The following is a 16742-nucleotide window of genomic DNA, read 5'->3' as shown; positions in this document are numbered from 1 at the left end:
GAATCTCACGACCGGCTGGGGACCGTTCGCAGCGTGTATCCGATCCCTCGGACGGTATGGATCAGTGGTGGACGATGGTCATCGATCTTTCGTCGGAGTTGGCTGACGAAGGTCTGTACCACTCGCTCGTTCTGTCCCTCGCCGTATCCCCACACGTACTCGAAGATCTGGGACTTGCTCATCACCTTTTCCGCATTCCGCGCCAGGTAGTCAAGAACACTGAATTCGGTTGCCGAGAGCCATATCTCATCTCCAGCACGAAACACACGGTGAGCGTCGAGGTCGATCTCGAGATCGTGATAGACCAGTCGCGCTCTAGACGTCACCTCACCTCGCGTACGCCGCAGGATCGCTCGTATGCGCAGGACGATTTCGACGATACTGAAAGGTTTGACGACGAAGTCGTCACCACCGGATTCGAGTCCGTCGATGCGATCCTGCTGTGCACCCCGAGCTGTCAGGAACAAGATCGGGACGTCGCTACCCCCGGAACGCAGTGCCCTCGCCACCTCGAAACCGTCGATGTCGGGCAATCTCACGTCCAGCACTATGAGATCCGGGACCGCGCTCAAGGCGACGCCGAGTGCAGCTCTGCCGTCGCCCGCCTCGATCACCTGGAAGCCGCTCATCCGAAGCGACATGCACAGCAGGTTGCGGATGGATTCTTCATCATCGACCACGAGCACCGTGGGCAGCGGTTGAGCGAGATTCTGACGCACGTGCCGAGCGTAAACGGTCGTAGCGTGCGATTCCGGTTGCTGCCAGCCAGTATGCCGTTTGCACAGCGAACTCGCAGATTCACCATCAGTTCACCAGATGTTCGCCTGGTGTCGTGGTTGCGTCATCACATCTGCGGCGCAAGCCCACGACGAAGGAATTCTGCATTGGTCGACGATCGATCAAACCTCATGCTCTGCTGGAAACCTCTGGTGTCGACGGTGGTCATGGCAATGGCTGTGACCAGCTTGCTGACGGTTGCCCGACCGGCATCTGCAAGCGCCGACACGACGGTCTCCCTACCCGGTGGCCAGCGGACGGAGAACGGCTACATGATCCAGAGGAGCGGCGAGCGCGCAGTGATCTCGCCGGCCCTCAACGCCAATGGCACCGGAAGGACCGCCTGGGTCAGTGGGAAGGTGTCGGCGACGTCGCCCAACGGCGTCCCGGCCGAACTGGAAGTCGGATACCTCGTCGGTTGTCAGGTCGACATCTCCGGCTTGGAGGGGAGTCTTGGCGGCGAGTTGACGCTGGACTCGTCAGCGCTGTCTGCGGGCCTGTCGATTCCGTTGAAAGCCGGCGAGGTGAAGTACAGCCGGGTCACCGACATCGACCTTGTCGACGGCAGGGCCTCCATTCGCTACGCGAGCCAGGGCCTGGAGATCACCGGATGTGGGGGTTATGCCCAAGCGCGTTCGGTGACGAAAGTCGAAACCGACGAGGGAGCCCATCGCTACGTCGGCTGGCTCTACGGACGTCCGTTCAGTCTCGGCTGATCCGCCACACCTACGTAAAGGCCCACAATTGCACCCCATCATCAAGCGATCACTGACCATCCCGGTCGCCGGAGCCGTTGTCGCAGCAGGAACGGCGTTGAGTCACTCGCCGGCCAACGCCGACACCCAGGTGAACCTACCCCGCGTTCAAGCGGTCGACCGACTCTCCGACGGCAGCACCATCACTGTCACCGCCGACGATCGTGCTCGGATCTCACCCTCGATGGGCGCCACACCTCTGCACCGCAACGTCTGGGTTTCCGGCACCGTCCGTGTCGAGGGCAGCAAGACCATGACAAACGGACGGTTGGAGGCCGGCTACATCATCGGCTGCCAGGTGGCGCTCGGCGCAAGCACCGACGCCAAGAGCACCTCGGAGGCCGGCGACAGCACCGTCGAGATCGGTGCGTCGGCCGGTGGCGACATCACTCTGGGTCCGGGAGACGTTGAACGCCAACCGATCCTGACGTTCAGTCAGAAGGATGAGAACGGTGACACCGAGCAGGTCGGCTACTACACCTTCAACGGCCACTCGGCGAGCCTCACCTTCACCGATAAGACGTTCGGCCTTACCGGTTGCGCCGGCTACGCGCAGGCCCGCCTGTATGTCAACGTGACTGCCTACGAGAAGGGTTCGAAAACCAAGACGACTCTGTACGGCAAACCCTTCAGCATCGGATGAAGCCCGGGCCGGCGGTCGGCATCGAGAGGTCGACAACGCCACTGGCGTTCCGGAACGTGGTCGCAACAGCAGGGATCGATCAGAAGTACAGGCGTTGTTCGTCAGACCGAGCCTCGGGCCAGCGCTCCGTTGACGCGTTCACGAGGCCCGGCTCGTCTCCGATGCACCCACCTCCACAGGTACGTCGCCTGCATAGCGGATGACGGAAGTGACCCGCCCGAGACGCCGTTCGACGATCCCGATCGCGCCCGCGAGCTGATCTGGGTCATCGACGTCGGCGACGAGCGCGACTGTGAGGCCGTTGTTTCCCACCATGAAGGGAAGAATGACCGAGTATCGACTACTGACGACACCCAACGGTATGTCGCAGTCGAACAGCGACCGAGCGTAATCGAGCGCCGCGGGGTCGTCGAGGACTACGAGGGGGACTGAGGCGCGGTGTGTGGTTCTTTTCATGTTCTGAGGATCGACCCGAGATGTCAAAGCGCACTGCGCTGTGGCTGTGTGTTTGCTGTCAGACAACCCGAGTTCGATGACAGCGTTCTCCCAGCTGCACGCAAGGCACCCCCCAGGCGGCGACCATAGCTTCGTTCCTGGCCGACAACGATGCCGGTCATCTGAATACGAGGAGAATTCATGTCTCAGCCAGGACGGCAGTCCGGACAGGGCCAGCGCCCCGGTCAGCAGCAGCCCGCTCAACCGCGCCAGCGACGTCGCCGCCGTGTATGGAACCGGCACCAGCATCGTTGGGTCTGGACCTGGTACTGATCCCGCGCGCGACCTAGCCCATCCCGCCGAGACCTGGGGACATCCGACGCGGTGTCCCCAGGTCCGGCACCCTCACCACCAATGGACTGATAGATGACCGCACGCGAGGCCTACCTCCGATTCCTGCCGGCTCTCCGAGGCGAGGGCCCGCGATTTGCCCTTGCCGCAACACTTCTGCTCATCGCCACCGCGTGCGAGGTGATCGCGATCTTCGTTCTGTCCGACGTGATCGACGGCGCGCTCTCGGCCGACAGCGCACTTCAGTTCGCCCGCCTCGCCGCGCTTTGGCTGTTGATCACAGCGATCTCAACTGCAGCGGACTACTACGGCCAGGTTGCCGCGGTCGGCGTCTCCGAACGAGTGGTCCTGCAGTTGCGCGACAGGCTATTTGCTCACGTCCAGCGACTCAGCCCGGTGATTCACCGACGTTTTGGCCTGGGCGACATGGTCACCCGTCATTCGAGCGACCTCGAAGCCGTCGAGTATTTGATCGGTTCCGGGGTCATGCAACTGATCGTGGCGGTCACCAACACCATCGGTTTGGTGGTGGCGGCCCTCATCATGAGCTGGCAGGTCGCTGTGGTGGCGATCGCGGCCGTGCCTGCCCTGTGGGCGGTCTCGGCATTCTACGGACGTCGACAGACGCTGGTCACCCGTGACGAACGAATCGCCAACGCCGGCATCGCGGTCGCTGTGCAGAGCGCGTTGAGTGGCCACGAGACGGCCGTAGCCTACAACCAGCAGAACCGTGAACAGGCGCGCCTGCACCACTACGGCTTCACCTGGCTCGGCGCCCGTCTATCGCAGACACGGATCGAGGCCGGGTTCGGGGCCGTCATGGGCTTCGGGCAGGTCGTGGTCACTCTGGCGATCGCCGTCGCAGGAGTCTGGCAAGTGCGCCAGAGCGCACTGAGCGTTGGCGAACTGATCGCCCTGACCGGATATCTCGGCATGCTGTATCCAAAGATGCAGGAACTCGCCGAGGTGCGACTGTCGCTCGCGTCTGCGGCGGTCAGCGCAGAACGGATTGGCGAGCTCCTCGACCTCGAACCCACGGATGCCGACTGTGACGATGCGATCACCGATCTGGGACCGGATCACACGGTATCGGTGCGGGAGGTCACCCTACGTCGGGGAGAGACGACGGTACTCGACCGCGTCTCGCTCGATCTGCATCCGGGAACGATCACAGCACTCGTCGGACCCAGCGGCGCAGGCAAGTCCACACTCGCGTCGTTGTTGTGTCGATTCGACCGCCCCGACGCAGGAACGATCACTCTCGGCGAATTCGATTATGCCGCCCTCTCAGGCCGCGCCATCCGCGATCATGTGACCTTGCTACCCCAGCAGCCCATCATCAAGGCGACAACCGTCGCCGACAACATCGCCTACGGGCGACCGGACGCCACCCGCGCCGAGATCATCAGCGCTGCAATTGCTGCCGACGCCGACCCGTTCATCAACGAGCTCCCCGACGGTTACGACACACCTCTGGACGAAGACGGCCTGACCCTCTCGGGGGGTCAGCGCCAGCGAATCGCGATAGCGCGGGCAATCCTTCGCGACAGTCCCGTCCTCGTACTCGACGAGCCGACATCAGGGCTGGACGACGAGACCGCGCAGCGGATCCTGGAGCCCCTCCGACGTCTCGCCCATGGCCGGTCCACCCTCCTCATCACCCACGACCCCCGTGTCACCGAGATCGCCGACGAAGTCGCCGAATTGCGTGATGGGGTACTGACGTCCCGGCGACGAGACCACGCGCTGGTCGGTTCATCGGACGTACTGTTCGCCACCGGGCAGACTTCGTGAGCTGTCGGCTCGAACCTCACGCGCGCCGGATCAGGAACTCGCCGCACCTGGCCATGTGAAGTGTGCCGGCTGCCGGCTGCCGGCTGCCGGGTCGTGAGTCGTCGACTGTGTTGCGAAGATCCCGGCGCTCAGGAAACCACCAGCCAGATGACAGCGGCGACCGAGTTCGTCGACGGACAGTGATGGCAGTTGTTTCCTGTTTCCGCAGCATCGAAAGGAGGACCGCGGTGTATTGTGCTCGCCCGCTTGCCCGCCCGCCCGAGACGACCACCCGGGACACCAGAGGCGTCGGTGTCAGACATGCGGATGTGGAGGGCCGCCACTCAGTGGGTGACGATGCGGCGAGTGGACGATGACACATCTACTGGCAGAACGCTATCCCTTGAATGAGTTGTTGCGCTGCGGCTGGCGGATCGTCGACCTGGGCCCGCCGAGGTCGTACCGCGAGTCCGACGGCTTCGTGCGCAGGGTTCTTCTGGTCGACGACACACAGCGTCTGTTATGTGTCGACCTCGAAGCGGGCTGTGGCGGCATCTGCGGAGCGGCCAGTTTCACGACGGAGGTTCCGGAGTCTGCGGATAGCGACCCCGCTGTGCTCATCGCCACGACCGAAGAAGCAGTGATCGCCCTTGCGCGAAGTGCGCCGGGGACGAGCTATGAGCGATTGCTGCAGATACCGGCGGTGCGGACTATCGGCCAGCCGGCTCAGGGCGACCGTCGATAGCGGCGTCCACGCAATCGCGTGGAGCAGGCGGGCGTCCCCGGTTGGCAGTCTGCCTCATACCGCTCGAGCGGGAACCTCCACGATCGCGACGGTTCCGCCGCGGGGATGGTTCGACAGCGACCACGTGCCACCGGTTCCCTCGATGCGCACGCGGCGCGAGGCAAGCCCGATGTGGCCCTTGGCTTGTCGTCGACGCATCAATTCGTCGACGCCGATGTCGGCCGGCAGTCCGGTGCCGTTGTCGACGACGACGAGGCGTGCCCGTCCGTCGTCGAACTCGGCGGTCACCTCGACGGTCGTCGCGGCCGCGTGCTTGATCACGTTCGTCAGCAGTTCGCGGGCGGTGGCGAACAGAAGGGGGTCGGCGGACGTGCGCAGGTCGGGCGGCCAGCCGGCGGTGTCGACCGAGATCGTCGGAGCGCCGGTGCGGCTCCCGACGGAGGAGGCGAGGTCGGTGAGGGCCACCGACAGACCGGCCTGTTCCAGAACCGCCGGGTGCAGCTCACTCAGCGTCGACCGCAGCAACTGCGCCGCGTCGCGCAGCGCACCGTCCACGCGGTCGAGGGTCACCGGATCGGCGGAGTCACGGAGCGTGGCGAGCTCCTGACGCGCCGCCAGTACGTACTGCAGAGCCCCGTCGTGGAGGTTGTCGGCGAGATCCCGGCGTTCGCGTTCCTCGATCTCCATCGTCGCGTCGAGCAATCGGGCGCGTTCGGCGGCGAGCGCCCCGATCGTCCTCACCCGGGATCGTTGTAGGCGGGACAACAGGATCGCGCCGACGGCCAACGCCGCGACGACGAGGATGCGCAAGACGATCACCGACCACGGCTCGCCGTTCGACGTGCGGGCCAGCATGGATGAGGCGGCGTAGACCGCGGTCGTGACGATCACCACGACCGCGCAGGTCCTGGGCTGCAACGCGATCGCCGCGATCATCGGCACGAGGACGAATCCGCTGAGGAGAACGTCGGTGGTCCAACTCAATTCGTTGGACCGGCTGGCGGCGACGGCGAGCGCGGTGAGCAGGAGGAGGTCGATCGGCAGCGCGATCCATGAGTATCGGATCATCGCCGATTCATGGCGGACGACCACGACCGCCCCGCCGATGCACCAGGCCGCGTAGAGAATCGCCGTCACGACGCTGAACGTCTCCGCGTGCGCGGGTGGGTCGAGGCTGACGGTCAGCAACACGAACAGCGACAGGAACAGCCGCAGGACCACCTGGATCCGGATGCCACGGATCGCGTGGTCGATCAGGATGTCGTGGATCCGCGGCTCGTCGGCGAACTCGTCGAGACCCAGATAACGTGTCGCCCCCGCGATCTCGACGCTGCCACCGTCGTCGTCGCCTGGCCTCGAGGGCTCCGCGCTATTCGAGGAGCCCACGGCGCATCGCCTCGGCGACCGCGGCCGCACGGTCGGACACGCCGAGCTTCTCGTAGAGGCGCTGGGTGTGCGTCTTGACCGTCGACGCACCGATGTAGAGCTCGGCGGCGACCTGTGGAATCGACTGTCCGCGTGCAAATCCCGTGAGCACCTGGCGCTCCCGCTCGCTCAGGGCCGGTTCATCACGCTGGGTCTGCGCGCGGATCTCGCCGGCCAGTCCCGCGGCGAGTTCCGGCGGTACCACCGTCTCTCCCTTGGCCACCCGGGTCACCGCGCCGACGATGTCGTCGCGATCGGCGTCCTTCGACAGATAACCGGCCGCACCCTCTTGCAGCGCCCGGAAGACGATCGGACCGTCGGTGACCGCGGACAGCAGCAGCACCCGGGTCGGCAACCCGTCGCGTGACACCGCATGGGCGACCTCGACGCCGGTCATGTGCGGCATTTGGTGGTCGACCACCGCGACGTCGGGTTTCTCCCGACGGATCAGCTCGAGCCCGGCCAGGCCGTCGGCGGCCTCGCCGACGACCCGTACCCGTCCACTGGCCGTCAGGCCACGGGATACACCGTCGCGGAAGAACGGGTGATCGTCGACGACGACCACGGTGACGAGGGTGTCCATTGGAACAGGATAGGTGTGGCGGGCGGCGACGTCGGTCCGATCGGCGCGCAGAGCGTTCCGGGGTTACGGCCACATGTCCGCCTGTGACGATTCGTTTACAGCCCTTGCCCGATCGTGTACGGGTCGTATACAACTGGTGTACGGCCTTGATGTGGTCCGCTTCACACGCAGATCAATGGTCTCGGGGTGGCTCGGTGGTTGCAGCAACAACCACCGAGCCGGACAGCTCCACCTGCACGTCCGGACGTTCGCCTACTGGCAGGTAGGCGCCGGCCGTGCAGTCGTCACGCAACGACGATTCGACTGAGGAGTCGACATATGGCAACTGCCACCACGAAATCTAGCAGTCGTAGATCCCACACCAGCCTTCCGGTGATCGCCGGTTCCAGCCTCGCCGGAACCGCCGTGGAGTGGTACGACTTCTTCCTGTACGGCACCGCGGCCGCGCTGGTGTTCAACGAGGTCTTCTTCCCGGCCGACGACCCGCTCGTCGGCACCATGCTCGCCTTCGCCACCTACGCCGTCGGCTTCATCGCCCGGCCGCTGGGCGCCGCGGTGCTCGGCCACTACGGCGACGTCAAGGGCCGGCGCGCCACCCTCATCGCGAGCCTCATGCTCATGGGTGTCTCGACCTTCCTGATCGCCTTCCTGCCGTCCTACGCCGCGATCGGTGTCGCCGCGCCGCTGCTGCTCGTCTTCCTGCGTCTCGTCCAGGGATTCGCGCTCGGGGGTGAATGGGGCGGCGCGGTGCTGCTGGTCAGCGAGCACGGCGACTCGACGCGCCGTGCGTTCTGGTCGTCCTGGCCCAATCTCGGTCCGCCACTGGGTAATCTGATGGCCGCCGGCGCGCTTGCGATCCTCTCCGGCGTGATGTCCGAGGAAGCGTTCCTGTCGTGGGGCTGGCGAATCGCTTTCGCGCTCTCGGCCGTGATGGTGATCGTCGGGCTCGTCCTGCGCCTCTACGTCGCCGAGACACCGCTCTTCGAGAAGTCGCAGCAGACAGCGAAGTCCGAGACCCGCCGCATGCCCTTGGGCGACGCTGTCCGCGGCTACTGGCGCCAGATCCTGCTCGCAGCATTCACCCGCTTCGGCGAGAACGCCGGCTTCTACATCTTCTCGCTCTTCGTCATCACGTATCTGACCCAGATCCTCGACCTCGACCGCTCGACCGGACTGATCGCCGTGATGATCGGAATGGTCGTGGCGCTGGTGACGATCCCGCTGTTCGCGATCCTGGCCGACCGGATCGGCCGGCGCCCCATCTACATCTCGGCGTCGCTGGCCACCATCGTCTGGGCGTTCGCCTTCTTCGGGCTACTCGACACGAAGAACACCCTGGCGATCATCATCGCCGTGTCCGTCGGGCTGCTGATCTTCGCGGCCTACAGCGCGGTGATCGGAGCGTTCTTCTCCGAGCTGTTCCCGACCGAGGTCCGCTATTCCGGTGTCTCCCTGGCGTACAACCTCGCCTCGGTGCTCGCGGGATCGCTCGCGCCGATCATCGCGATCGCTCTCTACAACTGGTTCGACACGGGTTTCGCCATCGGTGCCTACCTCGCCGTCATGGGCCTGATCTCACTGATCGCCGCCATCGTCGCCCGCGAGACGCAGTCGGTGGACCTGGCGACGGTCGGCGATACCGGGCGAGACGATGACTCCGGTGAGAACCCCTCCGCCGCAGCCGAAACGACCACGATCGACACGAAACAGCAGCCGCCCGCTGCCGTTGCTCCGTGACGCTCTGAGAGGAGACAACACCATGTCGACATCGCGCTCCGGCACGGCCACCGCGCCCGAACTCGCCTACGAGTGGCTCAAGCAGACGATCATCACGCTCCCGCGGGACGAAGAGATGTTCCTGTCCGAGGCTCAGGTGGCGGCGTCGTCGGGAATCTCGCGCACCCCGGTCCGGGAGGCCCTGATGCGGCTCGAGGCGGAGGGATTCATCCGCCGGGTCCCACACAAGGGTGCGTATATCCCGGCGCTGTCGGATCGCGATGTCGATGAGGTCATGCAGGCGCGGCGGGTCGTCGAGGAATGGTCGGTGCACGAGGTGGCACCGCGACCGGGACTCGTCCCGGACAAACTGGCGCTCCTCCTGCAACAGCAGGAGGACGACCAGGACCCCGTCGACTTCATCGCCCACGACCTCGAATTCCACACGACGATCATCCGTGCGGCCGGCAACAGCCTCATGGGTGACTTCTACAACTCACTGCGCGATCGCCAGATGCGCATGGGTGTCCGCATCGTCATGAACGACGAGCACCGCAAGAAGCAGGTGCTGGTCGAGCACCGGGCGATCGCGGACGCCATCCGGGCCGGAGACGTCGACGCGGCGGTTCGCAGTGTGCGCGAGCACCTTCGGACCACGCACGACTCCCTGCGCCACTCCCACCTATAGATCTGTACCGAGGAGCCCTTCATGAAGATCGCACTGGTCCAGGTGGCCAGTCCCGACGACGAGACCGGCGCGCATCGCCTCGAACGCGTGCGCACACTCGTCGACGGCCTGCCCGACGACGTCGACCTCATAGTCCTGCCGGAACTGTGGCGGGTCGGTTACAACCACTTCGACGACTATCCGTCGTCGGCCGAGGACCTGTACGGGCCCACCGTGTCGACGATGGCGGCCATCGCACGCCGCCGGAACTGCTTCGTGCACGCCGGCAGCATCGTCGAGGACCGGGGCTCGGAACGCCTGCGCAACACCGCTGTCCTGCTCGGACCGGACGGCACCGTCGTACACCACTACAGCAAGGTACACGTCTTCGGTTACCGCTCACAGGAGGCCCATCTGCTGGAACCCGGTGAGCAGGTCCACGCCGTGGACACCGCCTTCGGTCCGGTCGCGGCGACCACCTGCTACGACCTTCGGTTCCCCGGCCTGTGGGCCGAGATCGGTGCTGCGGGAGCGCAATTGGTGATCGTGCCGGCAGCCTGGCCGATGGCGCGTCGGGAACACTGGCAGTTGCTGACCTCCGCACGCGCCGTCGACAACCAGGTGTTCGTCATCGCATGCAACGCTGCCGGTACCCACGCGGGGGTCGAACTGGCGGGTCACAGCCGCATCGTCGACCCCTGGGGATCGGTTGTCGCCGAGGCCGGTTCGGACGAAGGGGTAATACTCGCCGAGATCGACCCCACCCTGGTCGCCGCCGTCCGGTCGGAGTTCCCGGTGCTCGGCGATCGGCTGCCCGACTATTCCGTCCTGTCCCGTAGAAAGGTCCACTCATGACCGGTACCGACACCCGGGTGCTCAGCTTCACGATCGCCGGCACCGCCGAACAGGTCGACTTCGACACCCTCCGCACACTCGTCGCCGGGTACACCGGACGCGACGAAGCCGCCGTGCGCCACCACATCGACGAACTCGCGGCGATCGGGGTGGCGCCGCCGCCCGAGGTTCCGATGTTCTATCCCGTCGAGCCGGGCAGCATCACCACCGACCCCACCACGGAGGTGCACGGTCGCGAGACCTCCGGTGAGGTCGAGCCGGTGCTGTTGCGCCGCGACGGGCGCTGGTATCTCGGGATCGGTTCCGACCACACCGACCGCCAGCTCGAGACCGTGGACATCGGCGACTCCAAGCGTGCCTGCCCGAAGCCGGTCGGCCGGCAGGTCGTCGAGATCGAGTCCTGGGCCGACTTCGATTGGGACGCATGCCGTGCCCGCAGTTGGGTCGATGGCCGCCTCTATCAAGACGGCGCGTTGTCGGGATTGCGGACGCCGCAGAACCTGCTCGGGATCCTCGCCGAACGTCAGGGCGACGACGGCGCCGACCTGCTTTGTTTCGCGGGTACGTTGCCCCTGCTCGACGGCACTTTCGTCTACGGCACCCGCTGGGATCTCGAACTCACGCTGCCGGACGGGACCGTCCTGACCCACTCCTACACCTCAGATCCGGAAGGACGTTGATGATGCGTACCGGAGCCGATTATCTGTCCTCGCTGAACGACGGGCGCGTGGTGCTCGTCGACGGGCAACAGGTCGATGACGTCACGACCCACCCGGCGTTCGCGCCGGTCGCGGCGACCATCGCCGAGATGTTCGACCTGGCCGCCGATCCCGCGCAGAACATGCAGTACACCGCGCCGGAGACCGGTGCGACTGCCAACCGGACGTTCGGGATCCCGCGCAGCCGTGAGGAACTCCGGCTCCGTCGCGAAGCCATCGAGACCTGGGCCCGGCACACCCACGGCTGGGTCGGTCGCAGCCCCGACCATGTCGGGACCTTCCTCGCATCCTTCGCCGCCCACCCGGAGGTCTTCGCCGGCGAGGGCCGCGACCTGTCGGCCAACGTGACGGCGTTCCACCGGCGTCTGCTGGATGAGAACCTGTATGTCTCCTATGCGATCATCCCGCCGCAGGTCTCGCGGGCGACCACGGCGTCGGGTTGGGAGGGCGAGTTCCTCCAGGCCGGTGTCGTGCGCGAGACCGACGAAGGGATCGTCGTGCGCGGGTCGCAGATGCTCGCCACCGGCGCCGCGATCGCCGACGAGGTGTTCGTCTCCTGTATCAAGCCGCTCGGCCCGGACGACAGCGACTTCGCCGTCTCGTTCGTTGTCCCGGTGGCGACGGAGGGCCTGAAGCTGTACTGCCGGCGGCCGTACGCGCCCGCGGCGACCAGCACCTTCGACTACCCGCTGACCTCGCGGTACGACGAGCCCGACGCCCTGGTGGTGTTCGACGACGTGCTGGTGCCCTGGGATCGGGTCTTCGTCGACCGCGACATCGTCGGCGTGCGCCGTCAGTTCTTCGAGACCGGAGCGCACGTCCTCGGCAACTGGCAGGCGCAGATCCGTTTCGCCACGAAGCTGAAGTTCATCGCCGGCGTGGCCCGGCGGGTGACCCAGGTCAATGGAGTGGACAAGATCCCCAGCGTCCAGGAGAAGCTCGGCGAACTCGCAGCCGTCGTGTCCGGCGTCGAATCCGCGGTGCTGGCAGCGGAATACACGGCGGAGCCGGACGCCTCCGGACAGTGGCTGCCGGGCCGGCAGGCCCTGTACGGGTCGATGGGTCTGCAATCGGAGACCTATCCGCGCGTGCTCGCCATCCTCCGCGACCTGGTCGGCGGTGGGGTGCTGCAGCTGCCCTCCAGTGTGCACGACCTCACGAGCTCGTTGACCGCCAAGGACATCCAGCACTATGTGCAGTCGCCGGGCGTGCCGTCCGAAGAGCGCATCAAGCTGTTCAAGCTGGCCTGGGACATCGTCGGTTCCGAGTTCGCCGGCCGGCACCAGCAGTACGAGATGTTCTACGCCGGAGCGCCGTTCGTCGTGAAGGGCGCCTACACCTATCGCAACTACGCCTACGACGACGCACTCGAGGACGTCGCGGGCTTCCTGCAGTCCTACAAGCTCGAAGACGCCTGAGAGGAGCCATCATGGCCAAACCCGAGTACGAATTCTTCCCGGTCACCGACGTCGATTACACCGTCTGCCCCGGTGGGGATCCGAAGATCACCGAACGCATCCTGTCCCGGGACCCCGACGGCAACGTCGCCACCCGCATCCTCCGCTACGAGGCGGGCGCCGACTCCAGCCCGATGGGCGTGCAGAAGCACGACTTCTGGGAAGAGGTCTACATCCTCGAGGGCTCGTTCGTCGACCTGACCCTGGACCAGACCTTCTCGGCCGGTGAGTACGCCTGCCGCCCACCGGGAATGCCGCACGGACCGTGGCGGACCGACGAAGGTGTGCTCGCCTTCGAGGTCCGCTACCGCAGCGCATAGGAGACGATCATGACCCTGCCGGCCTTCTCTCGGCCCACTCCCTCTGACATGCGACGCAGCATGGGGAGGTTCACCACCGGTGTCGCGGTCGTCAGCGCCGAGGACTCCGACGGCGAACCATGCGGCATGACCATCAGTTCGCTGACGTCGGTCAGTCTCGACCCCGCGATCATCCTCGTGTCGCTGACCCACGGATCCCGGACCACGGACGCGGTGGAGGCCGGCGGGCGGTTCGCGGTGTCGATCCTGTCGTCTCGGCAGGAGGCGGTGGCCCGGCGCTTCGCGACCCGGGGCGGGGCTCGCTTCGAAGGGCTGCCGTGTGACCGCACCGCCTGCGGACTGCCGGTGGTCGCCGATGCGCTCGCGCACCTGGAATGCACGGTGCACAGCGCGCACGACATCGGCGACCACCGCGTCTTCTACGGCGACGTGTCCGAGCTGCGATGGCGCGACGGCACCGGCCTGGTGTTCTACTCCGGCCGGTTCGGCGACTTCCGCGACTTCGGTCACGACGAGATGCCCTGGTTGTTCTGAGCTTGTCGACCAGGAACCCGACGCCCCACCACCCCGCGCCCGGTCGCGCAACTCGACGCGATTTGGCAACCTCGGATCGGGGACCGATACCGAGGATCGGAGTGGGGGATGTATCGACCGGACCTGCACCTGGGAGCGCTGAGAGGCCCGCTCCCGCGATCGCCGCTGCATGTGCTGCGGACCTATCTGGCGGTGACGACGCTGCTGTACGCGGTGGGCGTGGCTCTCACGCTGTTCCCGACCGACGACTCGGCGACCCTGTCCGACCCGACCGGGGGACTGGTCGCTGTCGCGCTGGGGCTCGCGGCGCTGGGGTGGCTGTCGGTGCGGCCGCAGCGCCCGCTACCGGCCGTGATCGCGGCGGGTGCCGCCACCCCCGCGGTGATGGCGTTCCACGAGCTGATCAGTGCCGAGTTCCTCTGCATGATCGCGGCGATGTTCCTGGCGATGTACGTCCGTGCCACTCTTCCGCGTCGGCAGGCGTGGGCGTTCATCGGTCTGCTGACCGCGGGATGCGTCGTCGCGCTTGCCGTGGCGCCCGCACCGAAGTATCTCAGCACCTACATCGTCGTCGCCGTCGCCATCCCGGCGGCGGCCGAGTCGTTCGGGTTGCTGACGCGGACGCTGCTCACCGCGGTCTGCTCTGACCCGCTGACCGGTGTGTTCAACCGCGCAGGCTGGGAACTCGCGACCGCGGGGCTCCTCGACGGACGGCGGTCGGCCGCGGCGGTCACGGTGATCTCGTGGTCAGTCGACGACTCCGGGACGACCGACGACCCGCGCGAGAGGGAGCAGCGACTGGTTCGCTGTGCCCGGACCTGCGTCGAATTGCTTCCCGCCGATTCCGCCCTGGCACGCCTGGCCGATTCGGAGTTCGCGATCTGCGTGGTGCACGACGACGATGGTCCACCCGGGCAGGCGGCGGCGTTGATCGAGGAGCTGCGTCGACACCTGCCCGATGCCTCACTCGCGGCGTCCACCGCGCCGGCGCCGGCAGCGGACGTCGCCGCCCTACGCGCGCAGGCGTCGTCCCGCCTGGCGTCCGTCAGACGCAGCGAGCCCGGGCCGGCCCGACGTTCCGATCACCCCGACATGCAGTGAGGCGGGCGGCTCATCCGGGCAACCACCATGTCGAGCCCGCCATCGAGTTCTGCGATCGCGGTCGTGCCGGTGCACATCGAATACGATGCCGCTCATGACCTCGGCCATCGTGGTGGGGGCGGGCCCCAACGGGCTCGCCGCCGCCATCACCCTCGCGCAGCGGGGCATCGAGGTGACCGTGCTGGAGGCGGCCGAGACGATCGGTGGTGGCGCCCGCTCGTCCGAGCGGATCCTGCCCGGCCTGATGCACGACGACGGCGCGGCCGTCCACCCGATCGGGCTGGCATCGCCGTTCTTCCAGAGCCTCGGACTCGCCGACCACGGCCTGGAATGGGGCTGGCCGGAGATCGACCTCGCACACCCGCTCCCCGGCGGACGGGCCGGCGCCATGATGACGTCGCTGGACGAGACCAGTCGGCTTCTCGGGGTCGACGGCCCACGGTGGCGGAGCCTCTTCGGTCCGTTGGCGGAGAACTTCGACGGCCTGGCGCAGGAAGTGCTGGGCCCGCTCCTGCACGTGCCGCGTCATCTCGGCCCGCTTGCCCGGTTCGGGCCCGCCGCTCTCCTGCCCGCAACCGTCCTGGGACGGGTGTGGCACACGGACGAGGCGGCGGCCCTGTTCGCCGGGAACGCCGCCCATGGGTGGTACCCGCTCACCCGGCCGACCACTTCTGCGTTCGCGCTGATGTTCGCCGCCATCTCGCATCGGTACGGCTGGCCGATCATCAAGGGCGGGACGGCCCGAATGCCGGAGGCCCTCGCCGCGGTGCTGGCAACGCTGGGCGGCCGCATCGAAACCGGCCATCGGGTCAGCTCCCTCTCCGACCTCCCACCGGCGGATGTGGTCGTGCTCGACCTGGAGCCCGGCGCGGTCGCCGACCTTGCGGGGGACGCACTCCCGAGTCGAGTCCGTAAGGCGTATCGACGGTTTCGGCGGGCGCCCGCCGCGGTCAAACTCGACCTCGCCGTCGACGGCGGAATTCCGTGGCGGGACGAGTTCTCCGGTCGGGCGGGCACCGTGCACGTGTGCGGCTCCGCCGCCGAGGTCGTCGCGTCCGAGGCCGAGATCCATCGTGGCCGGATGCCGGAGCGGCCCTTCGTCCTCGTCGCCCAGCAATATCTGGCCGATCCGGCGCGGTCGGTCGGTGACGTCCATCCGGTGTACGTCTATGCACATGTGCCGCATGGCTACAGCGGCGACGCCACGAACGCCGTGCTCGCGCAGCTGGAACGATTCGCGCCGGGGACGCGCGATCGGATCGTCGGGTCCGTCGTGCGCACGCCCGCAGATCTCGCCGCGAGCAATGCCAACCTCGTCGGCGGCGACATCATCGGCGGGGCAAACGATCCCCTCCAGGTCGTGATGCGCCCCCGGATCGCGGCCGACCCGTATGCCACCGGAATCCCGGGTGTCTACATCTGCTCGGCGTCCACGCCACCGGGCGCCGGAGTGCACGGAATGTGTGGCCACAACGCGGCTCTGAGTGCACTGCGCCGGCTCGGCCCGTAGATCAGAGTCGCGATTGCCCGCGAGAACCCCCGGCGCTGCCGCTAGTGGTGTGTCTCGGTTTTAGCTAACTCCTTGTTCGAGTGCGGCGCGGGCGCGGGCGACCTTGGCCAGGATCGACCTGGAGGTTGCGGTCCAGACATATGGTGTCGGGTTGTCGTTGTGGGCGTTGAGGTATTCCTCGATGCTCTCGATGAGGTCGGGCACGCTGGCGAAGATCCCACGGCGGATGTTCTTGTCGGTCAACTCCCGAAACCAGCGTTCGACCTGGTTGAGCCACGACGACGAGGTCGGGGTGAAATGGAAGTGAAAACGTTTGTGCCGCTCCAACCATCGCAGGACTTCGGGATGTTTGTGGGTGCCGTAGTTGTCCAGGATC

18 protein-coding genes are annotated in these 16742 nt (G+C 66.6%); 13 read left to right on the top strand and 5 right to left on the bottom strand.

The features are described from left to right. Window positions 1-5: 5 nt before the first annotated feature. Window positions 6-719 carry a response regulator transcription factor gene (locus AS181_RS20655; protein WP_197414696.1) on the bottom strand — a complete coding sequence of 238 codons (714 nt, stop codon included), beginning with the start codon at window positions 717-719 and terminating at the stop codon, window positions 6-8. A gap of 165 nt (window positions 720-884) precedes the next feature. Between AS181_RS20655 and AS181_RS20650 the strand changes: the two genes are divergently transcribed. Beyond that, window positions 885-1493: an MspA family porin gene (locus tag AS181_RS20650; RefSeq protein WP_175404370.1), complete on the top strand. Its 609-nt coding sequence runs from the start codon at window positions 885-887 to the stop codon at window positions 1491-1493. A 97-nt stretch (window positions 1494-1590) separates the two neighbouring features. Further along, entirely contained in the window at window positions 1591-2175 is a 585-nt protein-coding gene (locus tag AS181_RS20645; RefSeq protein WP_175404369.1) for an MspA family porin, read from the top strand. Window positions 2176-2313: 138 nt separating this feature from the next. On the opposite strand, the gene AS181_RS20640 is transcribed toward AS181_RS20645, so the two are convergent. Further along, window positions 2314-2631: a hypothetical protein gene (locus tag AS181_RS20640; protein WP_058253372.1), complete on the bottom strand. Its 318-nt coding sequence runs from the start codon at window positions 2629-2631 to the stop codon at window positions 2314-2316. A gap of 405 nt (window positions 2632-3036) precedes the next feature. Here AS181_RS20640 and AS181_RS20635 point away from each other — a divergent pair, with 405 nt between their 5' ends. Then, complete coding sequence (locus AS181_RS20635) at window positions 3037-4755, top strand: ABC transporter ATP-binding protein (protein ID WP_058253371.1); 1719 nt, start codon at window positions 3037-3039, stop codon at window positions 4753-4755. Between the two features lie 352 nt (window positions 4756-5107). Further along, window positions 5108-5479 (top strand): hypothetical protein, encoded by a 372-nt coding sequence (locus tag AS181_RS20630; RefSeq protein WP_058253370.1) that lies wholly within the window; start codon window positions 5108-5110, stop codon window positions 5477-5479. 54 nt (window positions 5480-5533) lie between these two features. Here the strand turns inward: AS181_RS20630 and AS181_RS20625 are convergent, their stop codons facing one another. Together AS181_RS20625 and AS181_RS20620 are read right to left on the bottom strand one after the other, a co-directional pair. Continuing rightward, on the bottom strand, window positions 5534-6865 hold the full coding sequence (locus AS181_RS20625) for a sensor histidine kinase (RefSeq protein WP_058253369.1): 1332 nt from the start codon (window positions 6863-6865) through the stop codon (window positions 5534-5536). Continuing rightward, window positions 6849-7487: a response regulator gene (locus AS181_RS20620; protein WP_058253368.1), complete on the bottom strand. Its 639-nt coding sequence runs from the start codon at window positions 7485-7487 to the stop codon at window positions 6849-6851. Before AS181_RS20620 ends, AS181_RS20625 begins: the two co-directional genes overlap by 17 nt. Window positions 7488-7805: 318 nt before the next feature. Between AS181_RS20620 and AS181_RS20615 the strand changes: the two genes are divergently transcribed. The 9 genes from AS181_RS20615 (at window position 7806) to AS181_RS20575 (ending at window position 16366) form a co-directional block, all read left to right on the top strand. After that, complete coding sequence (locus AS181_RS20615) at window positions 7806-9224, top strand: MFS transporter (RefSeq protein ID WP_082652994.1); 1419 nt, start codon at window positions 7806-7808, stop codon at window positions 9222-9224. Between the two features lie 22 nt (window positions 9225-9246). Beyond that, window positions 9247-9891: a GntR family transcriptional regulator gene (locus AS181_RS20610; RefSeq protein ID WP_058253367.1), complete on the top strand. Its 645-nt coding sequence runs from the start codon at window positions 9247-9249 to the stop codon at window positions 9889-9891. 21 nt (window positions 9892-9912) lie between these two features. Further along, complete coding sequence (locus AS181_RS20605; RefSeq protein ID WP_058253366.1) at window positions 9913-10725, top strand: carbon-nitrogen family hydrolase; 813 nt, start codon at window positions 9913-9915, stop codon at window positions 10723-10725. Beyond that, window positions 10722-11405: a DUF2848 family protein gene (locus AS181_RS20600; RefSeq protein WP_058253365.1), complete on the top strand. Its 684-nt coding sequence runs from the start codon at window positions 10722-10724 to the stop codon at window positions 11403-11405. The genes AS181_RS20605 and AS181_RS20600 overlap by 4 nt, the downstream gene beginning before the upstream one ends. Further along, entirely contained in the window at window positions 11405-12862 is a 1458-nt protein-coding gene (locus tag AS181_RS20595; RefSeq protein WP_442902803.1) for a 4-hydroxyphenylacetate 3-hydroxylase family protein, read from the top strand. The genes AS181_RS20600 and AS181_RS20595 overlap by 1 nt, the downstream gene beginning before the upstream one ends. 11 nt (window positions 12863-12873) lie before the next feature. Beyond that, on the top strand, window positions 12874-13221 hold the full coding sequence (locus AS181_RS20590; RefSeq protein WP_058253363.1) for a cupin domain-containing protein: 348 nt from the start codon (window positions 12874-12876) through the stop codon (window positions 13219-13221). 9 nt (window positions 13222-13230) lie between these two features. After that, on the top strand, window positions 13231-13755 hold the full coding sequence (locus tag AS181_RS20585) for a flavin reductase family protein (RefSeq protein WP_058253362.1): 525 nt from the start codon (window positions 13231-13233) through the stop codon (window positions 13753-13755). A gap of 108 nt (window positions 13756-13863) precedes the next feature. Further along, complete coding sequence (locus AS181_RS20580) at window positions 13864-14856, top strand: hypothetical protein (RefSeq protein ID WP_058253361.1); 993 nt, start codon at window positions 13864-13866, stop codon at window positions 14854-14856. Between the two features lie 94 nt (window positions 14857-14950). Next, entirely contained in the window at window positions 14951-16366 is a 1416-nt protein-coding gene (locus tag AS181_RS20575; protein ID WP_058253422.1) for a phytoene desaturase family protein, read from the top strand. A 60-nt stretch (window positions 16367-16426) separates the two neighbouring features. Here AS181_RS20575 and AS181_RS20570 read toward each other — a convergent pair. Further along, a partial coding sequence (locus AS181_RS20570) for a transposase (protein WP_175404368.1) occupies window positions 16427-16742 on the bottom strand: 316 nt, incomplete at its 5' end.

Source organism: Gordonia sp. SGD-V-85 (genome assembly GCF_001456905.1).
GTDB lineage: Bacteria > Actinomycetota > Actinomycetes > Mycobacteriales > Mycobacteriaceae > Gordonia > Gordonia hongkongensis.
Note: the sequence above shows the minus strand (reverse complement) of the source record. Positions and strands in the feature narration are given on the sequence as shown.

What these genes read in the sequence shown, in the direction of transcription:
- AS181_RS20605 (WP_058253366.1), top strand. Translation starts at nt 9,913, where the DNA reads ATGAAGATCGCACTGGTCCAGGTGGCCAGTCCCGACGACGAGACCGGC.
- AS181_RS20580 (WP_058253361.1), top strand. Translation starts at nt 13,864, where the DNA reads ATGTATCGACCGGACCTGCACCTGGGAGCGCTGAGAGGCCCGCTCCCG.
- AS181_RS20575 (WP_058253422.1), top strand. Translation starts at nt 14,951, where the DNA reads ATGACCTCGGCCATCGTGGTGGGGGCGGGCCCCAACGGGCTCGCCGCC.
- AS181_RS20635 (WP_058253371.1), top strand. Translation starts at nt 3,037, where the DNA reads ATGACCGCACGCGAGGCCTACCTCCGATTCCTGCCGGCTCTCCGAGGC.
- AS181_RS20595 (WP_442902803.1), top strand. Translation starts at nt 11,405, where the DNA reads ATGATGCGTACCGGAGCCGATTATCTGTCCTCGCTGAACGACGGGCGC.
- AS181_RS20610 (WP_058253367.1), top strand. Translation starts at nt 9,247, where the DNA reads ATGTCGACATCGCGCTCCGGCACGGCCACCGCGCCCGAACTCGCCTAC.
- AS181_RS20640 (WP_058253372.1), bottom strand. Translation starts at nt 2,631, where the DNA reads ATGAAAAGAACCACACACCGCGCCTCAGTCCCCCTCGTAGTCCTCGAC.
- AS181_RS20620 (WP_058253368.1), bottom strand. Translation starts at nt 7,487, where the DNA reads ATGGACACCCTCGTCACCGTGGTCGTCGTCGACGATCACCCGTTCTTC.
- AS181_RS20630 (WP_058253370.1), top strand. Translation starts at nt 5,108, where the DNA reads ATGACACATCTACTGGCAGAACGCTATCCCTTGAATGAGTTGTTGCGC.
- AS181_RS20585 (WP_058253362.1), top strand. Translation starts at nt 13,231, where the DNA reads ATGACCCTGCCGGCCTTCTCTCGGCCCACTCCCTCTGACATGCGACGC.
- AS181_RS20600 (WP_058253365.1), top strand. Translation starts at nt 10,722, where the DNA reads ATGACCGGTACCGACACCCGGGTGCTCAGCTTCACGATCGCCGGCACC.
- AS181_RS20615 (WP_082652994.1), top strand. Translation starts at nt 7,806, where the DNA reads ATGGCAACTGCCACCACGAAATCTAGCAGTCGTAGATCCCACACCAGC.
- AS181_RS20590 (WP_058253363.1), top strand. Translation starts at nt 12,874, where the DNA reads ATGGCCAAACCCGAGTACGAATTCTTCCCGGTCACCGACGTCGATTAC.